General features: G+C 58.2%; 23 protein-coding genes and 1 pseudogene. 13 read left to right on the forward strand and 11 right to left on the reverse strand.

The features are described 5' to 3' along the window. Nucleotides 1-45 precede the first annotated feature (45 nt). The 5 genes from BLP23_RS15975 to BLP23_RS15995 all read left to right on the forward strand — a co-directional run bounded on the left by BLP23_RS15975 (nucleotide 46) and on the right by BLP23_RS15995 (nucleotide 5,210). On the forward strand, nucleotides 46-969 hold the full coding sequence (locus tag BLP23_RS15975; protein WP_092585774.1) for a DMT family transporter: 924 nt from the start codon (nucleotides 46-48) through the stop codon (nucleotides 967-969). A 235-nt stretch (nucleotides 970-1,204) separates the two neighbouring features. Further along, nucleotides 1,205-2,347 carry a TRAP transporter substrate-binding protein gene (locus BLP23_RS15980; RefSeq protein WP_092585775.1) on the forward strand — a complete coding sequence of 381 codons (1,143 nt, stop codon included), beginning with the start codon at nucleotides 1,205-1,207 and terminating at the stop codon, nucleotides 2,345-2,347. Nucleotides 2,348-2,384: 37 nt separating this feature from the next. Beyond that, nucleotides 2,385-3,092 (forward strand): TRAP transporter small permease subunit, encoded by a 708-nt coding sequence (locus BLP23_RS15985; RefSeq protein ID WP_167363907.1) that lies wholly within the window; start codon nucleotides 2,385-2,387, stop codon nucleotides 3,090-3,092. Then, entirely contained in the window at nucleotides 3,089-4,831 is a 1,743-nt protein-coding gene (locus BLP23_RS15990) for a TRAP transporter large permease (protein ID WP_092585777.1), read from the forward strand. The genes BLP23_RS15985 and BLP23_RS15990 overlap by 4 nt, the downstream gene beginning before the upstream one ends. 94 nt (nucleotides 4,832-4,925) lie before the next feature. Then, nucleotides 4,926-5,210, forward strand: a complete 285-nt coding sequence (locus BLP23_RS15995; RefSeq protein ID WP_092586107.1) for an acylphosphatase — start codon at nucleotides 4,926-4,928, stop codon at nucleotides 5,208-5,210. A 72-nt stretch (nucleotides 5,211-5,282) separates the two neighbouring features. Here BLP23_RS15995 and BLP23_RS16000 read toward each other — a convergent pair whose 3' ends face one another. Beyond that, complete coding sequence (locus tag BLP23_RS16000; protein WP_092585778.1) at nucleotides 5,283-5,480, reverse strand: hypothetical protein; 198 nt, start codon at nucleotides 5,478-5,480, stop codon at nucleotides 5,283-5,285. 402 nt (nucleotides 5,481-5,882) lie between these two features. On the opposite strand from BLP23_RS16000, the gene BLP23_RS16005 reads away from it, so the two are divergent. The 6 genes from BLP23_RS16005 to BLP23_RS16030 all read left to right on the forward strand — a co-directional run bounded on the left by BLP23_RS16005 (nucleotide 5,883) and on the right by BLP23_RS16030 (nucleotide 10,682). After that, nucleotides 5,883-6,326: a helix-turn-helix domain-containing protein gene (locus tag BLP23_RS16005; protein WP_092585779.1), complete on the forward strand. Its 444-nt coding sequence runs from the start codon at nucleotides 5,883-5,885 to the stop codon at nucleotides 6,324-6,326. 9 nt (nucleotides 6,327-6,335) lie between these two features. After that, entirely contained in the window at nucleotides 6,336-8,180 is a 1,845-nt protein-coding gene (locus BLP23_RS16010; RefSeq protein ID WP_092586108.1) for a peptide antibiotic resistance protein, read from the forward strand. A gap of 23 nt (nucleotides 8,181-8,203) precedes the next feature. Beyond that, nucleotides 8,204-8,422, forward strand: coding sequence for a hypothetical protein (locus BLP23_RS16015; RefSeq protein WP_092585780.1), 219 nt, complete (start codon nucleotides 8,204-8,206; stop codon nucleotides 8,420-8,422). Nucleotides 8,423-8,470: 48 nt separating this feature from the next. Further along, entirely contained in the window at nucleotides 8,471-9,625 is a 1,155-nt protein-coding gene (locus BLP23_RS16020) for a YcaO-like family protein (protein WP_208603164.1), read from the forward strand. Beyond that, the gene (locus BLP23_RS16025; protein ID WP_092585782.1) at nucleotides 9,622-10,320 is read left to right on the forward strand and encodes a TfuA-like protein; all 699 of its coding nucleotides are present in this window, start codon (nucleotides 9,622-9,624) and stop codon (nucleotides 10,318-10,320) included. The genes BLP23_RS16020 and BLP23_RS16025 overlap by 4 nt, the downstream gene beginning before the upstream one ends. Before the next feature lie 104 nt (nucleotides 10,321-10,424). Beyond that, the gene (locus tag BLP23_RS16030; protein ID WP_092585783.1) at nucleotides 10,425-10,682 is read left to right on the forward strand and encodes a hypothetical protein; all 258 of its coding nucleotides are present in this window, start codon (nucleotides 10,425-10,427) and stop codon (nucleotides 10,680-10,682) included. Nucleotides 10,683-10,727: 45 nt separating this feature from the next. Here BLP23_RS16030 and BLP23_RS16035 read toward each other — a convergent pair whose 3' ends face one another. The 8 genes from BLP23_RS16035 to BLP23_RS35305 form a co-directional block, all read right to left on the reverse strand. Next, a complete protein-coding gene (locus tag BLP23_RS16035; RefSeq protein WP_092585784.1) occupies nucleotides 10,728-11,174 on the reverse strand; it encodes a GNAT family N-acetyltransferase in 447 nt (148 codons plus the stop codon). Between the two features lie 339 nt (nucleotides 11,175-11,513). Then, nucleotides 11,514-12,476 carry a PfkB family carbohydrate kinase gene (locus BLP23_RS16040; protein ID WP_092585785.1) on the reverse strand — a complete coding sequence of 321 codons (963 nt, stop codon included), beginning with the start codon at nucleotides 12,474-12,476 and terminating at the stop codon, nucleotides 11,514-11,516. Nucleotides 12,477-12,493: 17 nt separating this feature from the next. Next, nucleotides 12,494-13,315, reverse strand: a complete 822-nt coding sequence (locus BLP23_RS16045) for a carbohydrate ABC transporter permease (RefSeq protein WP_092585786.1) — start codon at nucleotides 13,313-13,315, stop codon at nucleotides 12,494-12,496. Next, a complete protein-coding gene (locus BLP23_RS16050) occupies nucleotides 13,315-14,250 on the reverse strand; it encodes a carbohydrate ABC transporter permease (RefSeq protein ID WP_092586109.1) in 936 nt (311 codons plus the stop codon). Before BLP23_RS16050 ends, BLP23_RS16045 begins: the two co-directional genes overlap by 1 nt. Further along, nucleotides 14,250-15,581: an ABC transporter substrate-binding protein gene (locus tag BLP23_RS16055; RefSeq protein ID WP_092585787.1), complete on the reverse strand. Its 1,332-nt coding sequence runs from the start codon at nucleotides 15,579-15,581 to the stop codon at nucleotides 14,250-14,252. The genes BLP23_RS16050 and BLP23_RS16055 overlap by 1 nt, the downstream gene beginning before the upstream one ends. A 51-nt stretch (nucleotides 15,582-15,632) precedes the next feature. Further along, entirely contained in the window at nucleotides 15,633-16,292 is a 660-nt protein-coding gene (locus BLP23_RS16060) for a GntR family transcriptional regulator (RefSeq protein WP_033419551.1), read from the reverse strand. 23 nt (nucleotides 16,293-16,315) lie between these two features. Continuing rightward, entirely contained in the window at nucleotides 16,316-17,197 is an 882-nt protein-coding gene (locus BLP23_RS16065; protein WP_092585788.1) for a dihydrodipicolinate synthase family protein, read from the reverse strand. Nucleotides 17,198-17,245: 48 nt separating this feature from the next. After that, entirely contained in the window at nucleotides 17,246-17,557 is a 312-nt protein-coding gene (locus BLP23_RS35305) for a DUF1127 domain-containing protein (protein ID WP_092586110.1), read from the reverse strand. Between BLP23_RS35305 and BLP23_RS16075 the strand changes: the two are divergent. Further along, nucleotides 17,500-18,127 (forward strand): annotated as a pseudogene (locus tag BLP23_RS16075) (LysR family transcriptional regulator substrate-binding protein). The gene BLP23_RS35305 and the pseudogene BLP23_RS16075 sit on opposite strands and share 58 nt — an antisense overlap. A 127-nt stretch (nucleotides 18,128-18,254) precedes the next feature. Here BLP23_RS16075 and BLP23_RS16080 read toward each other — a convergent pair. Together BLP23_RS16080 and BLP23_RS16085 are read right to left on the reverse strand one after the other, a co-directional pair. Then, a complete protein-coding gene (locus tag BLP23_RS16080; RefSeq protein ID WP_092585789.1) occupies nucleotides 18,255-19,388 on the reverse strand; it encodes an NAD-dependent epimerase/dehydratase family protein in 1,134 nt (377 codons plus the stop codon). Between the two features lie 8 nt (nucleotides 19,389-19,396). Further along, nucleotides 19,397-20,608 carry a glycosyltransferase family 4 protein gene (locus BLP23_RS16085; protein WP_092585790.1) on the reverse strand — a complete coding sequence of 404 codons (1,212 nt, stop codon included), beginning with the start codon at nucleotides 20,606-20,608 and terminating at the stop codon, nucleotides 19,397-19,399. 401 nt (nucleotides 20,609-21,009) lie between these two features. Here BLP23_RS16085 and BLP23_RS16090 point away from each other — a divergent pair, with 401 nt between their 5' ends. Then, on the forward strand, nucleotides 21,010-21,396 hold the full coding sequence (locus BLP23_RS16090) for a response regulator (protein ID WP_233426722.1): 387 nt from the start codon (nucleotides 21,010-21,012) through the stop codon (nucleotides 21,394-21,396). Nucleotides 21,397-22,110: the final 714 nt, after the last annotated feature.

Here is a 22,110-nt window from a genome sequence, read left to right on the forward strand (position 1 = left end):
CGCACACAGATCGTGTCGCTTCAGTCTTGTCCCAAGGCAGCCCGCATGACCATCCATCTTCAGGCACGATCCCTCGGGCTCAGCGAGCACGAAAAAGGCATTGCTCTTGTGGTCGCCGCAACTCTTGCTTGGAGCGCCAGTGGCCTCTATTCGCGGCTCTTGACCGTCGATGTGTGGACGACAATCGCCTGGCGCTCGCTATTCGGCGGTCTTTTTCTCCTGGTTCCGAGCCTCTTCCTCGAAGGCGGCTTTTCCAAGCGTCAATGGCGCTCGGTCTTTCATCCCTCGGGTCTTGCGATGATTGCATGTCAGACCTTCAGTCAGGCCTGCTTCATTGGCGCACTTTATATGACCAGCGTTGCGAACGTCACGATGATCTACGCCACCGCCCCCTTCATTGCCGCCCTCTTCGGCTGGCTGATCCTGAAGGAGAAAGTCGCAAGGCGAACCCTCGTTGCCGGGGGCGTCTGTTTCTCGGGAGTTGCGGTCATTGTCGCCTCTTCGATCGGCGGCGGCACAGGAACCGGCGACCTTCTGGCGCTCGGAATGACCGTCTCATTTGCCCTTGTGATCATCATTCCCCGCATCAACCCCGATGTGCCAAGCCTCCCCCCGACTATCGTCAGTGCGTTTCTCACCCTTATCCTCTTTGCACCTTTCGGTTCGATCGGTTCCCTTGATCTTCACAACTGGGTCGTGCTTGCGGCATTCGGGGCTACGAATTTTGCCATTGCGCTGGTTCTGTTCCTTGCGGGTGCACGACGTATGCCGCCGGCGGAAGCTGCCCTACTCGGCACCATGGAAATCATTCTGACGCCTTTCTGGGTCTGGCTGTTCTTTGCCGAGCAACCGCCGGTCGCCACGTTCTTGGGCGGTGCAATCATCCTGGCTGCCGTGCTCTCACATACGATCATCGACTTCCGCCGCTGCCGCCGGATGCTCGCAAAGGCTGAGAATTCTCCTTTCTAGAATTGGGCTGATATTCACAAGCCATCTCCCCGATCGCCTGTTCCTTCGATGAGTCGTGCGGACTTGAGGAAATGCTCAAGTGTCCATTTCTGCAATCTTTGCTTGGGGCTCTTTGAGGAGTATTATCTGAAGTTAAGAACCTAGATCATGAGTGGGATGCGGACGGACACGGCATGCCCCTTCCTCATCCCGCCCATCAAAGGGCGAGAAAAGCCCATGCTTTCGGGAGGAAAAAATGAAACGCAAAACCCAGGTCGAGGGGAAAACGTCGCGCCGTAGATTCCTAAGCGGCGCAGCCATGGCTGGCGCGGCGATGATGGCGACGCCAAGCGTCGTCAAGGCGCAGGGGCCGGTCAACATGCGCTGGCAGAGCACCTGGCCTTCCAAGGATATCTTCCACGAGTTCGCACTCGATTTTGCCAAGAAGGTCAACGACATGACCGGCGGTGATCTCAAGATCGAGGTACTGCCGGCGGGTGCCGTTGTGCCGGCCTTCGGCCTGCTCGATGCGGTCTCCCAGGGGACGCTCGACGGCGGCCACGGCGTGCTTGTCTATCACTACGGCAAACAGACGGCGCTGGCGCTTTGGGGCTCGGGCCCAGGCTTTGCCATGGATGCCAACATGCTGCTTGCCTGGCATAAATATGGCGGCGGCAAGGAGCTGCTCGCCAAGCTTTACGAATCGATCGGCGCCAACGTCGTCTCGTTCCCCTATGGCCCAATGCCGACACAACCGCTCGGCTGGTTCAAGAAGCCGATCGCCAAGGCCGAGGATATCGAGGGCCTGAAGTTCCGCACCGTCGGCATTTCGATCGACGTCTTCACCGCTCTTGGGGCCGCGGTCAACGCGCTGCCTGCTGGGGAAATCGTTGCGGCGCTCGACCGCGGGCTGCTTGATGCGGCCGAGTTCAACAATGCCTCATCCGACCGGGTACTCGGCTTCCCGGATGTGTCGAAGATCTGCATGCTGCAAGGCTATCACCAAAATGCCGAGCAATTCGAAATCATGTTCAACAAGACCAAGTATGACGGCCTGCCCGAACAGATGAAGGCAATCATCACCAATGCCGTCGAGGCGGCGTCTCAGGATATGGCCTGGAAGGCGATCGACCGCTATTCGAAAGACTATGTCGAGATGCAGACGACCGACAAGGTGAAGTTCTACAAGACTCCGGAGGCGATCCTTAAAAGGCAACTGGAGGTCTACGACGAGGTGGTGAAGAAGAAGGCCGGCGAAAACCCGCTGTTCAAGGAGATTCTTCAATCGCAGATCGCCTTCGCAGAGCGGGCAACGCGATGGGAGCAGGACACGGTCGTCGGCCGGCGGCTGGCCTTTGATCACTACTTCGGACCGAACGGGGTGGCAAAGGAACTCTGAGGTGTGATTCAAGCATCACCGGGCAGGAGCCCCGGTGATGCTTGCAGTGAGGATATGCTCTTTGCCGGGGGCACGCGTGAACATTCAGCATTTTCTGCTCAGGGTGGATGCAGTCAGCGTGTGGGTCGGAAAAGCTTCGGCCTGGCTCATCATCGGCCTGATGACGCTCGTTTGCGTCGAGGTGTTCAAGCGTTACATCCTGAACATGCCGACGGCATGGATCTTCGACGCCAGCAACATGTTCTATGGTAGCCTGTTCATGCTCGCCGGAGCCTACGCGCTGGCGCAGAATGCGCATGTGCGCGGCGATTTCGTTTACAGCTCGCTAAGGCCCCGGACCCAGGCTGGGCTCGATCTCGTCCTTTACGTCCTCTTCTTCCTGCCTGGCGTCGCCGCCCTTGTTTACGCCGGCTATGACTATGCAGCGCTTTCCTGGCGGATCGGCGAGCATTCGACGGTGACGGCAGAAGGCCCACCGATCTATTACTTCAAGACGGTCATTCCGGTGGCGGGCGCGCTCGTCATGCTGCAGGGACTTGCCGAAATCCTTCGCTGCATCGTCTGCCTGAGGACCGGTGCGTGGCCGGCCCGGCTCAAGGACGTGGAGGAGATTGACGTTGTTGCCGAGCAGCTTGCGCAAAGCGAGCACGTAGACGCAAAGACGCGCGAGGCAGCGATCGAGCGCGCCCACGACCTAGACAGGGCAGCGCGGCAACGGGGAATGGGGGGAGATATCGAAACGTGAGCGATCCGTTCCTCGGGCTGACGATGCTGCTTCTCATCGTGGTCGTCATCATGATGGGGTTCCCGACCGCCTTCACGCTGATGGGGCTCGGCATGCTCTTCGGCTTCTACGCCTTCTATAATCCGGCCGAGCACTGGATCGACAATCGCGTCTTCGATCTCATGGTTCAGCGCACCTACGGGGCAATGACCAACGACGTCTTGATCTCAATCCCGCTCTTCGTATTGATGGGCTACGTGATGGAGCGCGGCGCGCTGGTCGACAAGATGTTCTACAGCATCCAGCTGTCGTTCCGGCGCGTTCCTGCGTCGCTTGCCGTGGCAACCCTGATCGTGTGCACGTTCTGGGGGATTGCGAGCGGTCTCGTCGGCGCCGTCGTCGTGCTGATGGGGGTGATCGCCATGAGTCCGATGTTGCGAGCGGGCTATGACGTTAAGCTTGCCTCTGGCGTCATAACCGCTGGCGGTACGCTGGGCATCCTGATCCCGCCCTCGGTGATGATCATTGTCTATGCGGCGGTTGCCGGGCAGTCCGTGGTCAAGCTCTACGCTGCCACGATGTTTCCCGGTTTCTTCCTCGCGTTCCTCTATCTCGCCTATATTCTCACCTGGGCGGCGATCAATCCGAGGGTTGCACCCGCCTTGCCGGAGGAGCAGACGCGGGTGCCGGTGGCAAGCTGGATGCGCAGTCTTCAGGCGGCCTATTCGCAAAACATGATGCTCGGACTTGTGCGCGCATTGACCTCGCCATCGAAGGCGATGGCACTCGAAACGGCTGAGGGACGGCTCACCTACTGGACGCTCCTCAAGAATTTCTGTGCAGCCCTCGTGCCCTTCTCCTTGACTGCGTTCACGCTGGCGCTGGTGTGGTGGTATGTTGTCATCCATCCGCAGGCCTTAGGAGAGGCCGAAGCCCCGGAGGGGTTGGAGCAGCTCGGAGCGCCCGCGGCGGATGCGGGCGCGGCCGTGGTCAATGGCCCGGCGACGAGCTTCTACGTGACGTTCGCACTCGTTGCAGCAATCGCTGCTGCGGCCCTTTCCCGTTATTACTACAACATGGGCGCGGAGCGGCTTCAGGTGATAAAGCTTCTGGTGTCTTCCGTCATGCCGCTTGCGGTCCTCACTGTCGTGGTGCTCGCCGTCATCCTGTTCGGTATTACGACGGCAACCGAGTCAGCCGCAGTCGGCGCGGCCGGCGCCTTCCTGTTGGCATTCCAGGCCCGAACGCTCAACTGGAAACGCACCAAGGAGGCAGTATTCCTGACGGCGAAGACGACGGCGATGGTCTGTTGGCTCTTCGTCGGCTCCGCACTTTTCTCCGCCGTTTTCGCCATTTTAGGCGGGCAGGCGCTGATCGAAGAATGGGTGCTGGCGCTTGAGTTGACACCGGTGCAGTTCATGATCCTGTCGCAGGCGATCATCTTCATTCTTGGTTGGCCGCTGGAATGGACCGAGATCATCATTATCTTCGTGCCGATCTTCCTGCCGATGCTGAGACATTTCGATATCGACCCCATCCTTTGGGGCGTCCTCGTCTTCGTCAATCTGCAGGCAGCCTTCCTGTCGCCGCCGGTGGCGATGTCGGCTTACTATCTCAAGGGCGTTTCACCGCCGCACGTCACGCTCAACCAGATCTTCGCTGGTATGATGCCCTACATGCTGATCGTCATCCTTTGCATGGTGATCATGTATGTTTGGCCGGGAATGGCACTTTGGCTTCCGAATTATCTTTACGGCTGAAAGATTGCTTTGCGCCATTCTGCTTGCACAGAAGGTGCTTGCATTTCCTTTCGTGCACTTCACATTGACGAAAAGGCATTTGAGGGAGGTGGTCATGACGGATGATCGCAACGCGACGCTCGTGCACGTATCGGGAAGGGTCCAGGGCGTCAGCTTCCGCATATGGACAAAGACCCAGGCACAGCGGTTCGGCTTGACCGGCTGGGTGCGAAACGAAGACGACGGATCTGTGACCGCATTGATCGCCGGACAGGATGCGGCGGTTTCTGCAATGTTGAAACAGTTTTGGAACGGACCCGCCGGCGCGTCCGTTTCCAATGTCGTGACCGAACAGGCCTCCTTTGATGAGGTGCCATCGGACTTCCGAATCACGAGCTGAGGCTGACGCCTTCGAAGCGGCATTTGTTATGGCGCCCCAGACGTCAAACGCTTGATCCGATGACAAGCCCGGCTAGTGCCTTGCCGATTTCTGCCTGGCAAACGTCAGGATATAATCGTCAGCGATATCAGCGACCGCCATGGCGATCTCTGCTGCCGAAAACTCCATTAGCCCCTCGCTGAAAATGATCTCGTGAACGGCCTCTTCGATCTTCTGCCGGCAGGCAAAAAGACGATCGGCATGATTGACCTGTATAGAAGGTAATTCCATAGTTCTCATAACTCCGACCTTTAGCGGTGGTGACCACCGACGACGCATCGACCCAATAGAAACACCCGCTGACGCTGCGATTGCTCGGCCCATCGGCCGAAAGCCCCCAATATTGACGAAGGAAGCATAACTGTAAAAATTGACGGGGATGCGTGAAATCGACGTGACACAATTTTAAATAGCAGTATAGTATTTCATGCTAAAACAAACTGCCTTGGGACTCGTTGCACATTTATTCCCAAGTCAGGTACCTTAAATTGAAACCAGTTAGACTTTGGTTGCATGACATTAAGACGATCCTTGGTGGGACACCAAGAATATCGTTCGAGAAAAGGTCACCTTTAGTTGCATTTTTGACGGAATGCATCATGATGCGCGTCGCATGAGCCATGAGGGGGCCCCATGAAGGCGAAATCTCCAAATGCCATTGATATATATGTAGGTGGTCGTCTGCGGCTCCGGCGCAAGGTTCTTGGCTTGAGCCAGAGCAGTTTAGCGGACGCCTTGGGTATTACATTTCAGCAGGTGCAAAAATACGAGAAGGGTATGAACCGAATTGGTGCCAGCAGGCTCCAGAGGATTGCGGAAATTCTCAAGGTCCCCGTCGGGTTCTTTTTCGAAAACAATGCGAGCGCATCACCCGATGTCGAGCCGCGGCGGGAGACGGATGATGTCACGCTGTTTATGACGTCGAAGGAGGCAGTGGCACTGAGCAGGGCATTTCTGGCAATCGAAGATCCCAACGTCCGTCAAAAACTGCTTGCCCTTACCAGAAGCCTTGGCTCTGCAACCCCGGTCGAGAACCATCGCGACAGTCCCAGTCAGATAGAGTCCGAGCGAGGATAAAACACTTTGGTGCTGTATTTGCAGACATTTGGCGATCTGCGACTGGCCGATGCGAATGGCAACGCCATTCGCTATCCGGCCAAAGGTCTGGTGATGGTCGCCTATCTCTTCAGCCGCAAGTCCCATGAACTGAGCCGTCATGAGCTCTCGGACTTTCTATGGGCCGATGCGGAGGCCGAGCTGTCGGGACTTAACCTGCGCAAATTGATCTCACGTATTCGACAGGTCGACGACGATACGAACGCGGCGCTGCTTCAGATCACCTCCGGTTCGATCCGGCTTCGCACGGAGGCTCTTGCCGTCGATCTCCAGGCTCTTGACAGCGCAATGCCCCCCTTGGCGCGATTGAGAGCGATCAGCGATCTGCTCCAGCGGGATTTCATGGCAAGCGTGAAACCCTCAACCAGGTCGATTGACAACTGGATCACGGCAGAGCGTCGCAATCATAGATTGAAGCTTCGCGAAGTGCTCTTTAACGCCCTGCCACATGCCCAAGGCAACGATGATGTCCGGGCAATATCCACCGCGGGCCTTTATCTTCTGGAGAAAGATCCGGGCGATGAAGAAATCAGGGAAATGCTTCGCCGGCTACCGGGAACCAACCTGGCTGACGCGGATAGGCGTGAAAAGGCAAGCAGGCCAAAAATCGACGCCCTGCCATTGAGCCCGCAAGACGCGCTCGTTCGCATCGAACCTGGCAAGCCCTCGTCGTCAGTCCTTCCTCGAGTCGTGCTGCTTCCGCCAGTCCCACAGGGACATGTTGCCGGGCTCGCGATTGCCAACGCCCTGATCGAAGACGTCACCATCGAGCTTTGCGCGCTTCGCAACATTTCTATTGTCGCACCGCACACGGCCGAGCAAATTCGTCGCGACTCCGACAAAGCCCAGGTCGTTGCGCGCCATTCGATCTCCTATCTCCTTGAAACGCGGCTTTCGCCTGAGGGGCTCTATGCCCAGCTTATCTATTTTCCCACCGACGAGGTCATTTGGGCCACGCGCTTTGCGATGACATCGGATGCGCTGCCGACACAGAGGCGGCTCATTGCTCAGAGGCTGACCTTTTCGCTTGTGCAGGAGCTGGCGAAGAACGAGCGGGCCAGATTGAACATCGAGGCAGATCCTCAAGCGTACCATTCCTATCTCGTTGGCGCGAGCTTGATGGGCAAACTGACGTTGCCTCACATCCGCAAGGCACGTAGCGCCTTCAAGGAGGCTCTTCGGCACAATTCCAACTTCTCGCCAGCACTTGCCGGCCTTGCCCGCACCTATACGAGCGAGTGGCTGGTGACCGCGCAGGGAAACGAAGAGCTGCTGCGCCTGGCGGAAACGAGCGCTGAGAAGGCCATCGAAGGGGATTCGGTATTTGCCGGCGGACATCGAGAACTGGGGGTCACCAAGCTTTATCTCGGCGACGTCGATCACAGCGTTTCCGCCCTCAGTCTGGCAGAGGAATTGAGTCCGCATTTTGCCGACGTCATCTATAGCCATGCTGACACACTCGTACATGCGTCTCGCCCGGGCGACGCGCTGTCGAAGATCAAAAAGGCGATCTCGCTCAACCCGATATCGCCCGACGCCTATCTCTGGTGCGCGGCAGGGGCATGTTACTTTCTTGAGCAGTATGAAGACGCAATCGATTACGTGGAGGCAATGAAAGACAAAGCACCGGCTCACCGGATCGCGGCGGCGAGCTTTGCGATGATCGGCGATCGAAAGCGGGCACAGTTTTACCGGCAGCGCGCCGAAGCACTGAATCCTGTTTTCGATGTCGAGAAATGGCTCTCTGTCGTTCCTTTCAAGGAACAATGGCAGAAGGACCTTTATCGGGAAGGCCTTTTAAAGGCCGGATTTTAAAACAACCCTTATGGAGAAAATTCATGGAAAAAGCTGTCGTATTCGGTGTTGCGGGACAGGCGGATCTCTGGATTGCGGATCTTGACGCGGGCACGGTGAAGCCGCTTGGATCGCCGGTTGGAGAGCTGGCACAAGTTGTTGCGGATGTCCGCAAGACCGGAGGCACCTTTGTGAAGAAGGTGGACTTCGCCATCGCGGTTTCTTCGGCGCAAGCGGTGTTTTCCGGTCACGTCGACGGTTGAGATGCTGCTCTGACAGCCGCTCAAGTCCTTTCATATTCCGATCGGGCCATCATGCCGTCAGAGACGCTCACTCGTGTCGCGCCGTTTCTGGTTGACTTCGGCGTTACCCGTGTCGCACGTCACACCGGTCTTGATCGTGTCGGCATACCAGTCTGGTGTGCCTATTCTCCCAACGCCCGTTCGATCGTCGTCGCTCAAGGCAAGGGCCTGAGCGACGACGATGCGAAGGTATCGGCCGTCATGGAGGCCCTGGAACGGGCCGTTGCCGGCAATCCTTCCGTCGATACTGTCCAAGCAAGCGCCCGTCGCCTTCAAGGATCCGGCTACAAGGTCGAAAAGCTGAACTGTCTGATTGGTCGCCACAAGAACGACATAGGCGACGACGAAGAGATCGAATGGGCCCTCGGAAGGGAGCTCCTGTCGGGGACCGAGATCTATATTCCTTTCGAGGCTGCGATCCTCGACCGGACACGCGATTGCCGTTTCTGGATGTCCTCCGATGGCTTGGCGTCCGGAAATACGCTCGAGGAGGCAATGCTGCATGGCATTCTCGAGCGCATAGAACGGGATGCCTATGTCCTGTGGCAGATAGGCAATGACAGAGACCGCCACTCGCGTTGCATCGATCCACGCGGTCTCAAGGACCCGGCCCTGGATCAACTGGTCGAAAAGATAAAAACCGCCGGGTTGGCACTTCGGCTTTTCGACATAATGAGCGATATCGCCGTTCCGTGCTTCACCGCAATTTTAGGCCCAGGCAATATTCATGACGACGCAAATGTCCGTTTTGTCGAAGTGACGGCAGGAAGCGGGGCTCATCCGTCGCCCGTTCGCGCGGCCATACGGGCTGTAACCGAAGCAGCTCAATCCCGGTTGACCTATATCAGCGGTGCACGGGATGACATATTGCCCGATACCTTCCTTGCACCTCTCCCGTTGCAGACGCGCACTGCTTTCCAGGCGGTTCCGGCGATGCCGGCGACGATTGCGCCGGCGCATCCGCAATCGCTCTCTCAACATCTCGACTACACACTGAGTGCCTTGCGGGAAAAGCAAATAGATCGGGTCATCGTCCTGGCCCTCAGCGATCCCGCACTTCCTTTTAGCGTCGCGAAAATCTTTATTCCTGCGCTCGAAAATCCGGAGGGAGAACGCGCACGCCGCTTTGGAAACCGGGCGGTTTCAAAGGCCATCATGTCATGAAGGTGATCTTTGTCGGTCCGAGCCTTCCAGATGCGGCATCCTTCGCTGGAGATGAGGTCTTCGTCTGCCCACCGGCTGTTCAGGGCGATGTTCTTGCCGCCGTGAGGCGTGGCGCGAGTGTCATCGGGCTAATCGACGGTGGGTTCGAATATACGGCGCCGGTCTGGCACAAGGAGATCCTCTACGCGCTTTCTCACAATGTAGCTGTGCTGGGCGCTGCCAGCATGGGAGCACTGCGCGCTGCAGAATGCCAGCTCTTTGGAATGGTTGGCATCGGCCGTGTCTTCCGTGAATACGAAAAGGGCGCGACCGTCGATGACGCTGACGTCGCTTTGCTCCACGGCCCGATGGAATATGGATACACACCCCTGACGGTGCCGCTCGTGAATGTCAGGGCCACGCTCGACAAGTTGGAAAGCGAGAAGCGACTTGCATCTGCCATGCGGGCAAGGCTTGAGGAGAGTGCTGCTCGAATCTTCTTCAAGGAACGGACCTGGCAATCGATCATCGCCAGTTGTGGCGTAGCCAACATTGCGGCACCGCGGGAGTTGCTTTCGCTGCTGGTCTCGAACGCCGTCGATCAGAAACGGATTGATGCTCTTGCTCTTCTGGAAGCGGTTCGCGCCATCAGTGACTTCCCCGTTGATAGAGAGATTTCCTGGCATATGAACGAGACATTTGTTTCGCCCATTTAACAAGCGTATGCGCCACTCAGTACAATTACCGATTGTGTCACGCGTTTTTCACGGGCTCTTCGCCGTCATCCCCAATATGGTCTTTAGAGATTTTGGAGATTGACATGAGCGCCACTTCCGCAAGTAATCCAGATGGCTCAAGCCACAATGCAAGATCCATTGAGGAATTGGATGAGCTCATCGCGCTCGCCCGAATGATCACTTACGCCAGATACGCCGCACAGGACGTTGAACTTGTCGACGCGACGCATTGGCTTGACCTGGCCCTGAAGGCCGTTACCCGCGAGATCGGGGATGGGGCCGAAATGGGGCTGCCCGACCTGGCGCTGTCCGTGGACGCCATTAATCTGCACAAGCACTAGCCCGGCCGGCAAGCTCGGCCATGGCTCATTGCTTCATCATCGCGGTTAGCGAAGTCGTTTGGAATAAACGCCAAGCCTGTTCGACGGCTCATACCCGTTACCCGTGTAATAGTCCGCAACGCGGCCGCTCTGCTGGGAAACGAGCCAGATCTGCAGATAACCCATAGTTCGGGCTTCGATTTGGAGGCGGCTCAGCAGACCCGTGCCAACTCCCTTTCTTTGATGCTTGGGCAATACGGCTATCTCAGCAAGGTGCAGGCCGCGGCCTATCACCGAGGTATGCGGAAGGGCAAAGGCGAACCCGATGGCTTCTTTCGCCTCGAACGCTGCCACACCAAGGCAGCCAGGTGTTGTGGCCAATTCATCCAGTCGCCAAGCTGCATTTTCGATCGACCACTTTTCATTCCAAGGCGGCTCGGCGTAAGCCTCAACCATAATGGCTGCGCTTTGCGCGGCTTCGACATGCGTTATCCGTCTGAATTCGATGGGCATCTACACCTGCTATTGAAACGCCGCAGAGAAGAAACCGGCTTGTCGACTAAATCCTGCTTGAAGAGCATCAAGGCTGCATTGCAATCTCATTTCCTTCAATGTTCTCCAAACCGCGAAATGATGCGCTCCATGGCGATCCTGTTTCCATTGGATCCGCTCCATGGCGCCTTCGAGAGAACTAAGCACAGGCTTGCACAAAGATGTCGTGACTTTATCGTGACACTCTCAATGAGGGAATCGCAATGAAAGTATACAATTAAAGGCAGTGAATATGAAAGGGTGCCGTTTCGTGGCGGCTGCACCAGCCGGTTCGAGCCTTGAGGAGCGCTGCAAGTGCAGTCACACCCGCGAGATCTGCGGCGTCCATTGTGCCAGACAGGCGGCAAGCTGATCGCTGTTAGGTGCACCGGTGCGTCCGCCGAAGACCTGACACTTAAGTGCTGCCGCCGCCGATGAGATGCGTATGGCATCTTCGATTTGCAATTGCTGTGCGACGGCAAAGGCAAATGCGCCGTGGAAGATGTCGCCTGCCGCAAGCGTATCGACTGTTTTGGCGGGTCGCGCGGTCATATGCATGACGCAACCGTTGACATCGTCATGCCAATAGGCGCCGGTTTCACCCGCCGTGACGCTGATAAATGCCAGCGGGAAACGCTGCTTGAGCACCCCGATCGCCGCAGCACAATCTTCCGTTCCCGCCAGCTTGCCTGCTGCAGGGTGCGAAAAGACGATGTGGCTCGCTGCCGGCCCCAGCCGCTCGATCACCCCATCGGCGGCGACGTCGCCATCCAAGATCGCCGGCTTGCCCAGGCTCCGCGCCGTTTCCAGGACCTTAAGAGCAAGCTCTGGCCATCGAACATCAACCAAAACAGCGTCGAAAATGGCGATTTCAGTTGTCGAAATGTGCTTGGCGGATCGATGCAGTTCAGGGTCGTAAAAGGGGACAATGAGACGCTCGCCGCCGTCGTCAACCAGGATGGTCGAAATAGCAGATCTTGCGCCTTGCACGATTTGCATTCCGCTCATGTCGATGCCGGCCAGAGAGAGATCCGCGATAATGCGCTTGCCTGTTTCGTCATCCCCAACAGCGCCCCACAGGCTTGCTTTGCCCCCAAGCCTGACAACAGCGTAAGCCGCACTCGAGGCCATGCCCTCGGCTATCTGCAGCATGTCATATGGCAGAATCTTGCCTTGTCCCGCCGGCATTTTACGGACGCGAAACAGAGTATCCAGCACAGCTGCGCCAACGCACAAGACGTGCGGCTGTCGGTCTTTTGCCTTTGAAACCCTCTCCCTCGTCAAAACAGCATGCCCACCACTCAGCTGCCTTTGACGGCGCCGGCCGTCAAACCAGCAACGATCTGCTTCTGGGCAAACATTGTCAGCACCAGCACCGGCAACGTGACGATCAGCGCTGCTGCCGCAAGCGGTCCCCAACTGACCTGCTCGAAGGAAAGCATGTTGTAGACTGCCACCGGCAACGTCCGGGTTTCGCGGCTCGCAAGCACGATACCGAACACGAAATTGTTCCACGAGAAGATCACGGAGAGGATGAAGGCAACGACAATGCCGGGCTTGGCGATCGGCAGTGCCACCAGGCGGAAGACCTGCCATGGCGTTGCCCCGTCGATACTTGCCGCCTCTTCGAGCTCCATCGGCGTCGTTTCGAAATAGCCGATCATGATCCAGACGACGATCGGCACGGTCACGACCAGATGGATGATGATCTGTGGCCAGAGCGTGCCGAGGAGATTCAGCCATTGGAACAGCAAGAAGAGCGGGATCAGAAAGGAAAGCCCTGGTGTCATTCGCGCGATCATGATGACCATTGCCGAACGCTCGGCCTTGAGCCGGGCAATTCCATAGCCTGCCGGCACGCCAATCAGAAGCGCCAGAAATGTCGCCGTCCCCGTCACAAGGATGGAATTCCAGAAATACAGGAAGAAATTGTTTTCCTCGAAGACTTTGACGTAGTTCGACCAGGCAAATCGCTCTGGGATGAAGATCGGCGGATAGGCTCCATTGTCGATTTCGTATTTGAGGGACAGCGAGATCATCCACAGAAAGAACAGGATGACCGGCGAGACCATCACCAGGGCGACGAAGAAAAGGCCGATGCGATCGAGCGTCTTGCGCTTCATCAGCGTGTCTCCGTGTCTGACCAGTTCGTCCGCGCGCGCACCATCATCAAGACGAAGGAGAGCGCGACGATGACGACGAAGAAGACGACGGCCATCGCAGATCCGTAGCCGATGTCGTAATAGGAAAAGGCCGTATTGTAGAGATAGATATTGATCGTCTCCGAGGCCGTTCCCGGTCCGCCTTGCGTCATCGCATAAATGATGTCGAAGCTCTTTACGGCGTCGATGCTGCGGATGATGACGCCGACCATCAGGAAGGGGGCAATCATCGGCAGCGTGAGATACCGAAACTTCTGCCAGGTATTGGCGCCATCGATTTCGGCGCTTTCATACGGCTCGCGCGGCAGAGCCGCAAGGCCGCCAAGCACGATCAGCATGATCAGCGGCGTCCACTGCCAGGTTTCCACCAGAACCAGAGAGGGAATGACGCTCGTCTGATTGTAGATCCACTCCTGAGGCGAAATTCCGACCAGTGAGAGAAGATAATTGAGGACGCCGAGCTGCGGATGAAACATCATCGTCCAGACGAGCGCGATGGCAACAGGTGTCGCCATCATCGGCATGACGAATATGCCGCGCAGGAGTCCGCGCAGGGGGAACTGCGCGTCAAATATGAGGGCGGCAAGCGTTCCCAGAAACAGAGGTCCGATCACCGCAAGCACGGTATAAAGGACGGTGTGCCAAAGGGAATCCCAAAAACGCGTGTCGGTCGCGAGACGGAGATAGTTGTCCCAGCCTGAAAAGGCCTGTGCCTGGCCGAGCGTCCAGCTGTTCACGCTCATCCACAGGGTGAAGACCCATGGAAAAACGATGACGGCAGCGATTACGATCAGCGCAGGAACGACGAAGGGCCAGTAGTTCGGAGCAAGCCCACTGGGCTTGCTCCTTGGACTGGTTGCCGTCGCTTTCGCGGCTTCAATGCTCACCGAAGACATCATCCCTCGCTTCGGGCCAGCACTGGCTCGAACTGAGCCGTGGCGGACTTGAGTTCGGCGGCCGGATCTGCGCCGCCGATCATGTTCGTCAGGCCGACGCCATAGATGTCCCGGAATTCGGTGACCGGGATGATGACCGGCAGGGCGAGCTTCGAAATCTTGCCGGAGCCGACGACCGCGTCGACCCATGCACTCGGCATGGTAACGCCTTCGCGCACCTTGGGATCTTCAAGGACAGACTGGCGGAAGGGAACGCCGGCACCGGCCTGCAGGAGCCGGGCGCCCATGTCATGGGAAACCACCCATTGGCAGAAAAGATAGGCCGCTTCCTTGTTCTTGCTTGCTGCCGTTACGCCGATACCGTCGCCAAATGTTGCGGCGGCCTGCGCTTTCGGGCCCTTCGGCATGATCCCGTAACCCACCTGGCCCACGACGCGGGATTTTTCTGGGTTTTCGATCGGCGGCGCAAAGCCGACGCCATCGAGCCACATGCCGACCTTTCCCTGCAGGAATGCCGATTGCGCTTCTGCCCAATTGAATCCGGAGACGCCGACAGGTGCTGCCTTCGTCATCAGTCGCTGGTAGAGCGTTGCCGCCTGGACGGCCTCATCGGAGGTGGTGCGCAGTTTGCCGTCAGGCCCGAGGGGCGTCATGCCGTAACCGAGCATGAGGGCCGTCCAGACGGGGACATTGGCGTTTTTCAGTCCGCGGGCAACGAAGCCGTAGGTGTTGCTCGACGCGTCGGTCAGGGCCTCTGCGGCGTTCGCCATCTCGTCGAAGGTTGTGGGATACGAAAGGCCTTTCTTCTCGAAGAGCTGCTTGTTCCAGTAGACGATCCAGTAGTCGACGGAGAAGGGCAGGGAGCGCAGGAGGCCGTCGGAATCCTTGGCGAATTGCAGGCCCGCATCGGCGAAATCACCCTCGACCAGAGACGGATCGGTAAGGGACGGATCCTTGAGAAATCCGCTTATATCGGCAAGCCAGCCGCCCTTTTCGAACTGCCGTTTCTGCACGTGATAGCTCATGTGAACGACGTCGAAGCTCGGCTTTCCGGAGCTGAGTTCGATCGTTGTCTTTTGGCGCTGCTGCTGTTCGGGCGTCGCCTCGGCATTGACCTTTATACCGGTCAGCTCCTCGAACTCGCCGAGATATTTGAGGATGATCTCACTGCGTGGGCTCTTGACGAGATTGACTTCGAGCGTCGTGCCGGCAAACCGTTTCCAGTCAACGGCGGCCGATGCCGCCCGGACGCCAAGAAAGCCGGCGGCGCCAAGAGCGGCGGAACCAGCCAGAAAGCTCCGGCGAGTTGGATTCCAAATTGAAGATGACATTCCATTCCTCCTCTTCTTGCCGGAGATCTCCTCACCGCCGGCTTGCTTTGCCTATAATCTGAGTGCGCGGTCCCTCGCGTGATGGATATGTGCGACGAGCGCGCTGACCGCATCTTCCGCAGACCTTCGCTCGATGGCTTCGAGAACCTTCAGATGCTCTCCCATGACCGGTCCGACACGGCCGTCGATACGAAAGCGTTCCTGGCTTATAAGGCGCATCTTGATCGAATTCACCCGGTAGACATTCGAGATGATGGTGTTGCCGAGCGCGTCGATGAAGGCGTCATGCATTCCCCAGTCCACGGCCTGGGCGTGAAGCTCAAGATCATGCGAATTGTTGCCGCCATTGATGGCGTCGGCGATGTCCCGGTGCATTTTCAGGAGGCCCGCGATCGTTTCGTCGGAAGCCGATCGGGTAAAAAGCGCAACTGCTTCCTTCTCCAGGAACACGCGAAGCTGGAAGGCTTCACGGATCAGGTTGAGATCGATATGAGCAATCTGCAGGCCGCGCTGTGGCACCGTCTTGATAAGGCCTTCGGCTTCGAGCCTTGGAATGAGTTCACGGATTGCGCCGAGCGTCAGCCCGGTCAGTTCGACGAGACGGCGTTGGGAGACGAACTGACCGGGGCGGACATCGCGCGCCAGCAGATGTCGGGTAAAGCTTTCATAAGCTCTTTCCCGCAAGGTCGGCTGTTCGTCCAGTCCATCCATGGATCCCCCTTCGTACATGACGATTAAGCGGCCTTTTTTCGAAACAGGGCGTCGAAGGCGAGGGCAAGCTTATTGCATCCTTCGCCGGTTATTGAAACGAGCGGTGGGCGGACCGCAAGCCACATTTCATCGCCGCTCAGATGCGCGATCATCGCCTTTACGGCGGGGGTCACGGGATACTTCAGGAGCTCGGCCACGAAAGCGACCACGCGCGGATCATCCTTTCCCTCTTCGGCCATGCGCTTGATCTCGGGGGCGATGAAATTCGCCATGCCGGAGATTGCGCCCTGGCCGCCCAGGCGCGTGCCTTGTGCCAGATGACGCTCATCGCCGATCAGGATGATGAGATCGTGATGGGCCTCGAGCAGCTTTTCGGTAAAGGCCCAATCGCCGGAGGAATCCTTGACGCCCGTTACAATTGCCGGAAAGGCCTGACGTAGGCGGCCGATCAGCGCAACGCTCAAGGGCACCATCGTGACGGAGGGAATGTTATAGACGATGATGTCACGGGCTTGGTGCCCGAGAATGCGGAATACGCCATAAAACCAGCGGAAAATGCCTTCGTCACTGACATTCTTGAAATAGCAAGGCGGGGCCAGGAGAACGTTTCGGACACCCATGGACAGGGCATGGCCCGTCTGGGCGGCAGCATCCTCGGCGGCATCGACCAGGACGCCCACGACGATTCGGGAGGGATCAATACCGGCTTCGATGAATGCGGCAAGCACCCTCTGGCGCTCAGCGCTGCCGATCGACGATCCTTCGCCAGTCGTCCCAAACAGCGTGACGCTTGAGCAGCCGGCCGCAAAGCTGCGCTTTGCCTGCGCGATCATCGCGGAAACTGCAATGTTATCGTCGCCGTCGAAAGGTGTCGCCAGCGCGACCGATAATCCAAAACGCCCCACGAACCTGCATCCCACAATCTGACTGTTCAGTATCGATTGACTAACATGTTAGTTGTGACTCAGCAAGTGGAATCCTGGCCTTGTGCAGCCATGGCTTGTCAAAGACCGATCTGCCTCGAAGGCAGCGTCATGCGTAGGTGCGGGGGCGCTACTGCCAAAACCAGGATTTCGACGCTTCGGCCGGGCCGCTTCTGGCGTGACGCCGATATCGTTCAGCTGCGCGGCTGTCAGTTCCAGGAGGCTGCGCCACGTCTTGCGCTTTTCGAAATAGCGCACAAAGGCATTCTGCCGAGGAAGCAATGATGCCTCATCGAGACGGCCTCTCGGGCCGGATCCGTATCGGCAGCGGAGGCACTGCATCCATTCATTTGCTGCCGAAGGCAATCGCAGTCGTCAAGCGACGAATGCCCGACCTCGATATCACCGTTCGTATCGGCAATACGCAGGACATCCTCCGCGATCGCGAATCAAACCTCCTCGACCTGGCGGTCGTCACATTGCCTGCGTCCGGTCGCGCATTCGAGGTTGAATCATTCTATCGGGACGAATTGCTGGCGGTCGCTCCGAAGGGGAAGCGAACTGCCCGATGGCGGCCCGGATGCCGCATTTCTGGCGGAGCAGACGCTGCTTTTCTACGAAGGCGGCAATAGGCGCCGTGCAACGGACGATTGGATGGCGGCAGCAGGACACAAGGCGCGGCCGGCCATGGAATTTGGGAGCGTCGAAGCAATCAAGGAACTGGTCGCAGCCGGCCTTGGATGGTCGATTCTTCCGGGGCTCGCCTTGAAGCGTGATCGCGCCGATCGCATTGCTGTGTCATCTCTCAGCCCGCGCCTCGAACGCGAGCTTGGGATGGTCCTTCGCCGAGACAAGCATCTGACGCGCGGGCTTCGGGAAGTGATGAAGTGCCTCAGGGACACCCAAGGATAAGGGAGCAGGCTCCGGTCAAAGGAGTGTAGTTCCGTCGAGCCACGGCGTGCGTCGGCATCGGAAAACGCAGGATTTAATCTGGCTGCATTTGTCGCCGGTTATTCTCAAAGACGCGCCGGAGAGCGTTTCAGACCTGCAGTCTCGTCGCTGCCGAGGCTTTGACGCTCATGCCCTTGCACTCTTCAGTGGCAACGACATCATGACCGTTTTTGGTGCGGGTAAGTGACGAATGGTTGTTAAGCGGTTCAGGCCAGTTTCCCGCCTGCGCAATCAGGTTCGTGGGTCGGGCGCAGGCAGCTTCGAGGCGGTGATGATGCTTAAGGCAGCGCCGCACGCCCTCTTCGATACCGATCTTCGGCGTCAGTCCGAACGACTTTTGAAGCGCAACGTCGCCGCAGCGGAAGAATACTCCCTCTGGACGGCTTGCCGTTCCTCGCACCTGCGGTGTCCAGCCGAGCTCGCGGCTGACAAGCTCGGCAAGCGCAATGAAAGAGGTTGCCTTGCCCGTCGAGAGGTTGAGGCTTGCGCCTGATGCCAGCACGTCCATCGTTTTCCAGATGAAATCGACGCAATCGGAAATGTGGATGAAGTCGCGGCATTGGTGTCCGCTCCCCCAGACAGAGACTTCCGGCGCGCCGCGCTCCTTGATAAGCCTGCTGCAGATGGCCGGGAGGGGATAGGCGAGGTCCTGGTCCTCGCCATAGCCGCTGAATGGCCGGTAGGCAACGGCCCGGCCGCCATAGCGCTCGACATAGAGCTTCATCAAGTACTCGCCGGTAAGCTTGGTCCAGCCGTAGCTGAGGTCGGGCACACCGAGCGGGCGCTCGAAAGAGATCATGTCTTCGCAGAGCCTCGTCTGCATCGCCTCAGTCTGCAACGCCACGGGATAGGCCGCACTGGAGCTGAAATAGACGACGGTTCCGGGGCGGCATTCGCCTGCCCACCGCCAGAGCGCTGCGTCGACGGCGAGATCTTCGGCAACGAGCAGCGTCTGGTTCTCGAGCGTCATGCGCCCGCCGACGAGCGCGGCGAGGTGAAACACATAGTCGAAATGCTCGTGGGCGCTTTCGAAAAATGCCCGGCAATCCTGCTCGTTCAAGGTGAACTGACGATGCAAGCGCTGCCTTGAAACCGGTGGCCTTGCGCCCGTTCCCGGTTTCATCAAATCGACGCAGACCACATCGAAGCCCTCGGCCAAAAGCCGGTCACAGAGATGCCGGCCGACAAAGCCGCATCCGCCAGTCACGAGTGCACGCGTCATGATCCCCCCTAAGCAGCGAGAAATGCAGTCTCCCCCGTATAGATCGCGATCATCCGGCGTTCCCATTCCGGGCGGCTGGGCGCAATCTTCTTGCCAAAGGCGCGGGCGCCTTCGGCGAGCTTTTGCACAAGGCTGTCGCTCTTGACCTTCAGCAGCGCTTCGGCGAGTGAGGCGGCATCGCCGCTCTTGAACACCAGCCCTGCGCCGTTTTGCTCAACCTCGTCAGCAATGAGGGCGTTGCTGCTTATGATTACCGGGATTCCGCTCATGATCGCCTCTGCGGCCACCAGCCCGTAAGGCTCCGGCATCCTAGACGGCATCACGAATATCCGTGCCTGGTCGGCAAGCTCGGACACGCTCGCATCATCGAGCCAGCCGGGGACCCAGCAATGGGGAAGCGTCACCCGCATTTCTTCGAGAAGCGGCCCGCGGCCGATCAGCGTTGCTGCCTGACCGGTCATGCGCAGCGCTTCGCAAAGCGTACGCACGCCCTTTTCCCAGGTCATGCGGCCGAGGAACATGATGCGTTCGCGCCGCCAAGGTTCCGTCGGCCGCCACGTGAAAGGCTCGGTGGGTGTGCGCAAAGTCTGGAAGTTCCTGATTGGCCCGGGGGTCAAATAGGCTTCCATTTTCTCATGCGCGAGGATCACCTCGATGCGCTCCCAGAAGGCGTCGCCCACGCCAATCTGCCCCAGCATGCGCCGGAAGCGCCAGAGCTTGTGCAGATAGTTGCGCTTATCGCAGTTGGTTGCCAGGCACTCGAATGACATCGGTTTGACCGGGCAGATTTCGCCGCTCTTGTAATTGAGCCGGCCACCATTCGGGCAGTTCAGGAAAAAGTCGTGGGCTGTTACAATGACGCGGGCCCGGTTCTCGGCCAATGCATGGAAAATCGAAGGCGACAGGATCTGGTTCCAGCCGTGCACATGAACCACGGTCTCTTCGCAGGATTGCCCCAACAGCATCGCTAGCGCCTCGTATGCCCGCTTATTGAAGTGACGGTCGAAGACATTGGCAATGACAGGCCCGTCTCGAAGCGGCTTCTCGCCAAGCGCGATCGTGGGTACGCGTAGGCCGCACTCTTCCAGGCCGGTCCCGTCGTCGCCGACCAAGAAAGTGCAATCCACGGCGGCCCGTACACAAGCCTGCAGACACTGGATCGCGACTTTCGTGGCTCCACCTCGGACAACGGAAACGTCGTTCACAACAACAAGGCGCATGGTCGAACCCCAAATTACGCAAGGGCCAAGCGGGGACCAGTATCGGCAGGTAAACACAAAATCCCCGCTTTCAATGAGGCGATTTATCACGTCCGATTGCAATTCATCCAATGGTATTAGTCCGGAGAAAGCGAGGCGGAATTGCTATTTAAAAACAATCTGCTGGTGCGCGACCAATAAGTTATTAACCTCCTGTCGGACGTTTTCTTCAACCCGCCGACCGGAATTGCTGGCGGCCGGCGGTGGACAAAAGCAACGTTTCGTAGACTGCAGGCTGACCGACATGACACGCAAGTTGTGACTGCGCGCCGCATCCGGCGCGTCACAGTGTGAAGTGACTTCGAGCCCTGTCGGATGTACGCTATTTGATAGCGCGCAATTGCGAGAGCAAAGGGTGCAAGATGACCATTGGAACTGTTCTGCTTCTTGAGGACGAGCCGATCATCGCTCTCGACGTCGAGAAGCTTCTGCAGGAAAACGGCGCCGACAAGGTAGTCACCCTGTCGACCTGCGCCGAGGCTGTCGGGTGGCTGGATGTCAACACCCCGAATATCGCGATCGTCGATCCGCGCCTCAGCGATGGAGTCTGCTCGTTTGCCGTGAAGACCCTTGCAGAGCGCAGTGTCCCCTTCATTCTCTATTCTGGCGAACCAGATGCGGCAATCGAGAGCGAACCCGCCTTCTCGGCAGGCCAGCTGCTTTATAAGCCATGTGAGCCCGACAGACTGATCGCCGCTCTCTCGCGGGCTGCTATGAGGTCGTTTGAACACTCCGCCCGCAAGCGTTAACCCACTCTGTTGAGACACCAACCGGACCACCGGTTTATGATGACGCGGCTAGCCGAACCCAAGTACAACCACCGTGCTTTGCGATGAGTTGGGACCTTAGTCCAAGTTGACGGCAAGCCCCTCCAAGCTAAACTAGGCTTACTCGTCCACTCTGCGGCGATTTCGCATTTCTCAATGCCCCGCCGCTTGCGGGGCATTTTTCTACGCGGTCGCACTGGAGTTTGCCGCAGGTGGCTGGAATACCTTGTTTCCGGGATCGGCATAGCGCGGCTGTATGGCATCCTTCGCCTTGGACGGATACCGGACTGACTGCGCACCGGCACCGCTCAAGCTACCTACGTGCCGTAGATTTACCTGCTGCGGCGCGAGATGCGACGGGGCTCGCCCCGACCCCCAGACCCTCAGGGGCGAGCCCTTGTCGCATCGCACGAACTGGGTGTCCGCCCAACGGAGTGGCAAGAGGGACAACTGCTCGCTTGAACGGACCTGTCCCGCTTGCGAAAACACCATTCGTCACTCGGCCGACCCGCTCGCGCAAATTCCTCGCGGGGGTAAAACGACTACCTCAAAGCGTCGATTGGCTTGCTGGAGGCTGGCCGGTAATAAGCTGCTGTCGCAAAAGAATGGGCCGCTGGTAGTTGCGGCCCATGAGATGTGAAGGTGTGAACCTCCAGAGGGGAACAGCTGGCGGCACCGGGAGGAACGGGTACACGC

Source organism: Rhizobium mongolense subsp. loessense (genome assembly GCF_900099775.1).
Lineage (GTDB): Bacteria > Pseudomonadota > Alphaproteobacteria > Rhizobiales > Rhizobiaceae > Rhizobium > Rhizobium loessense.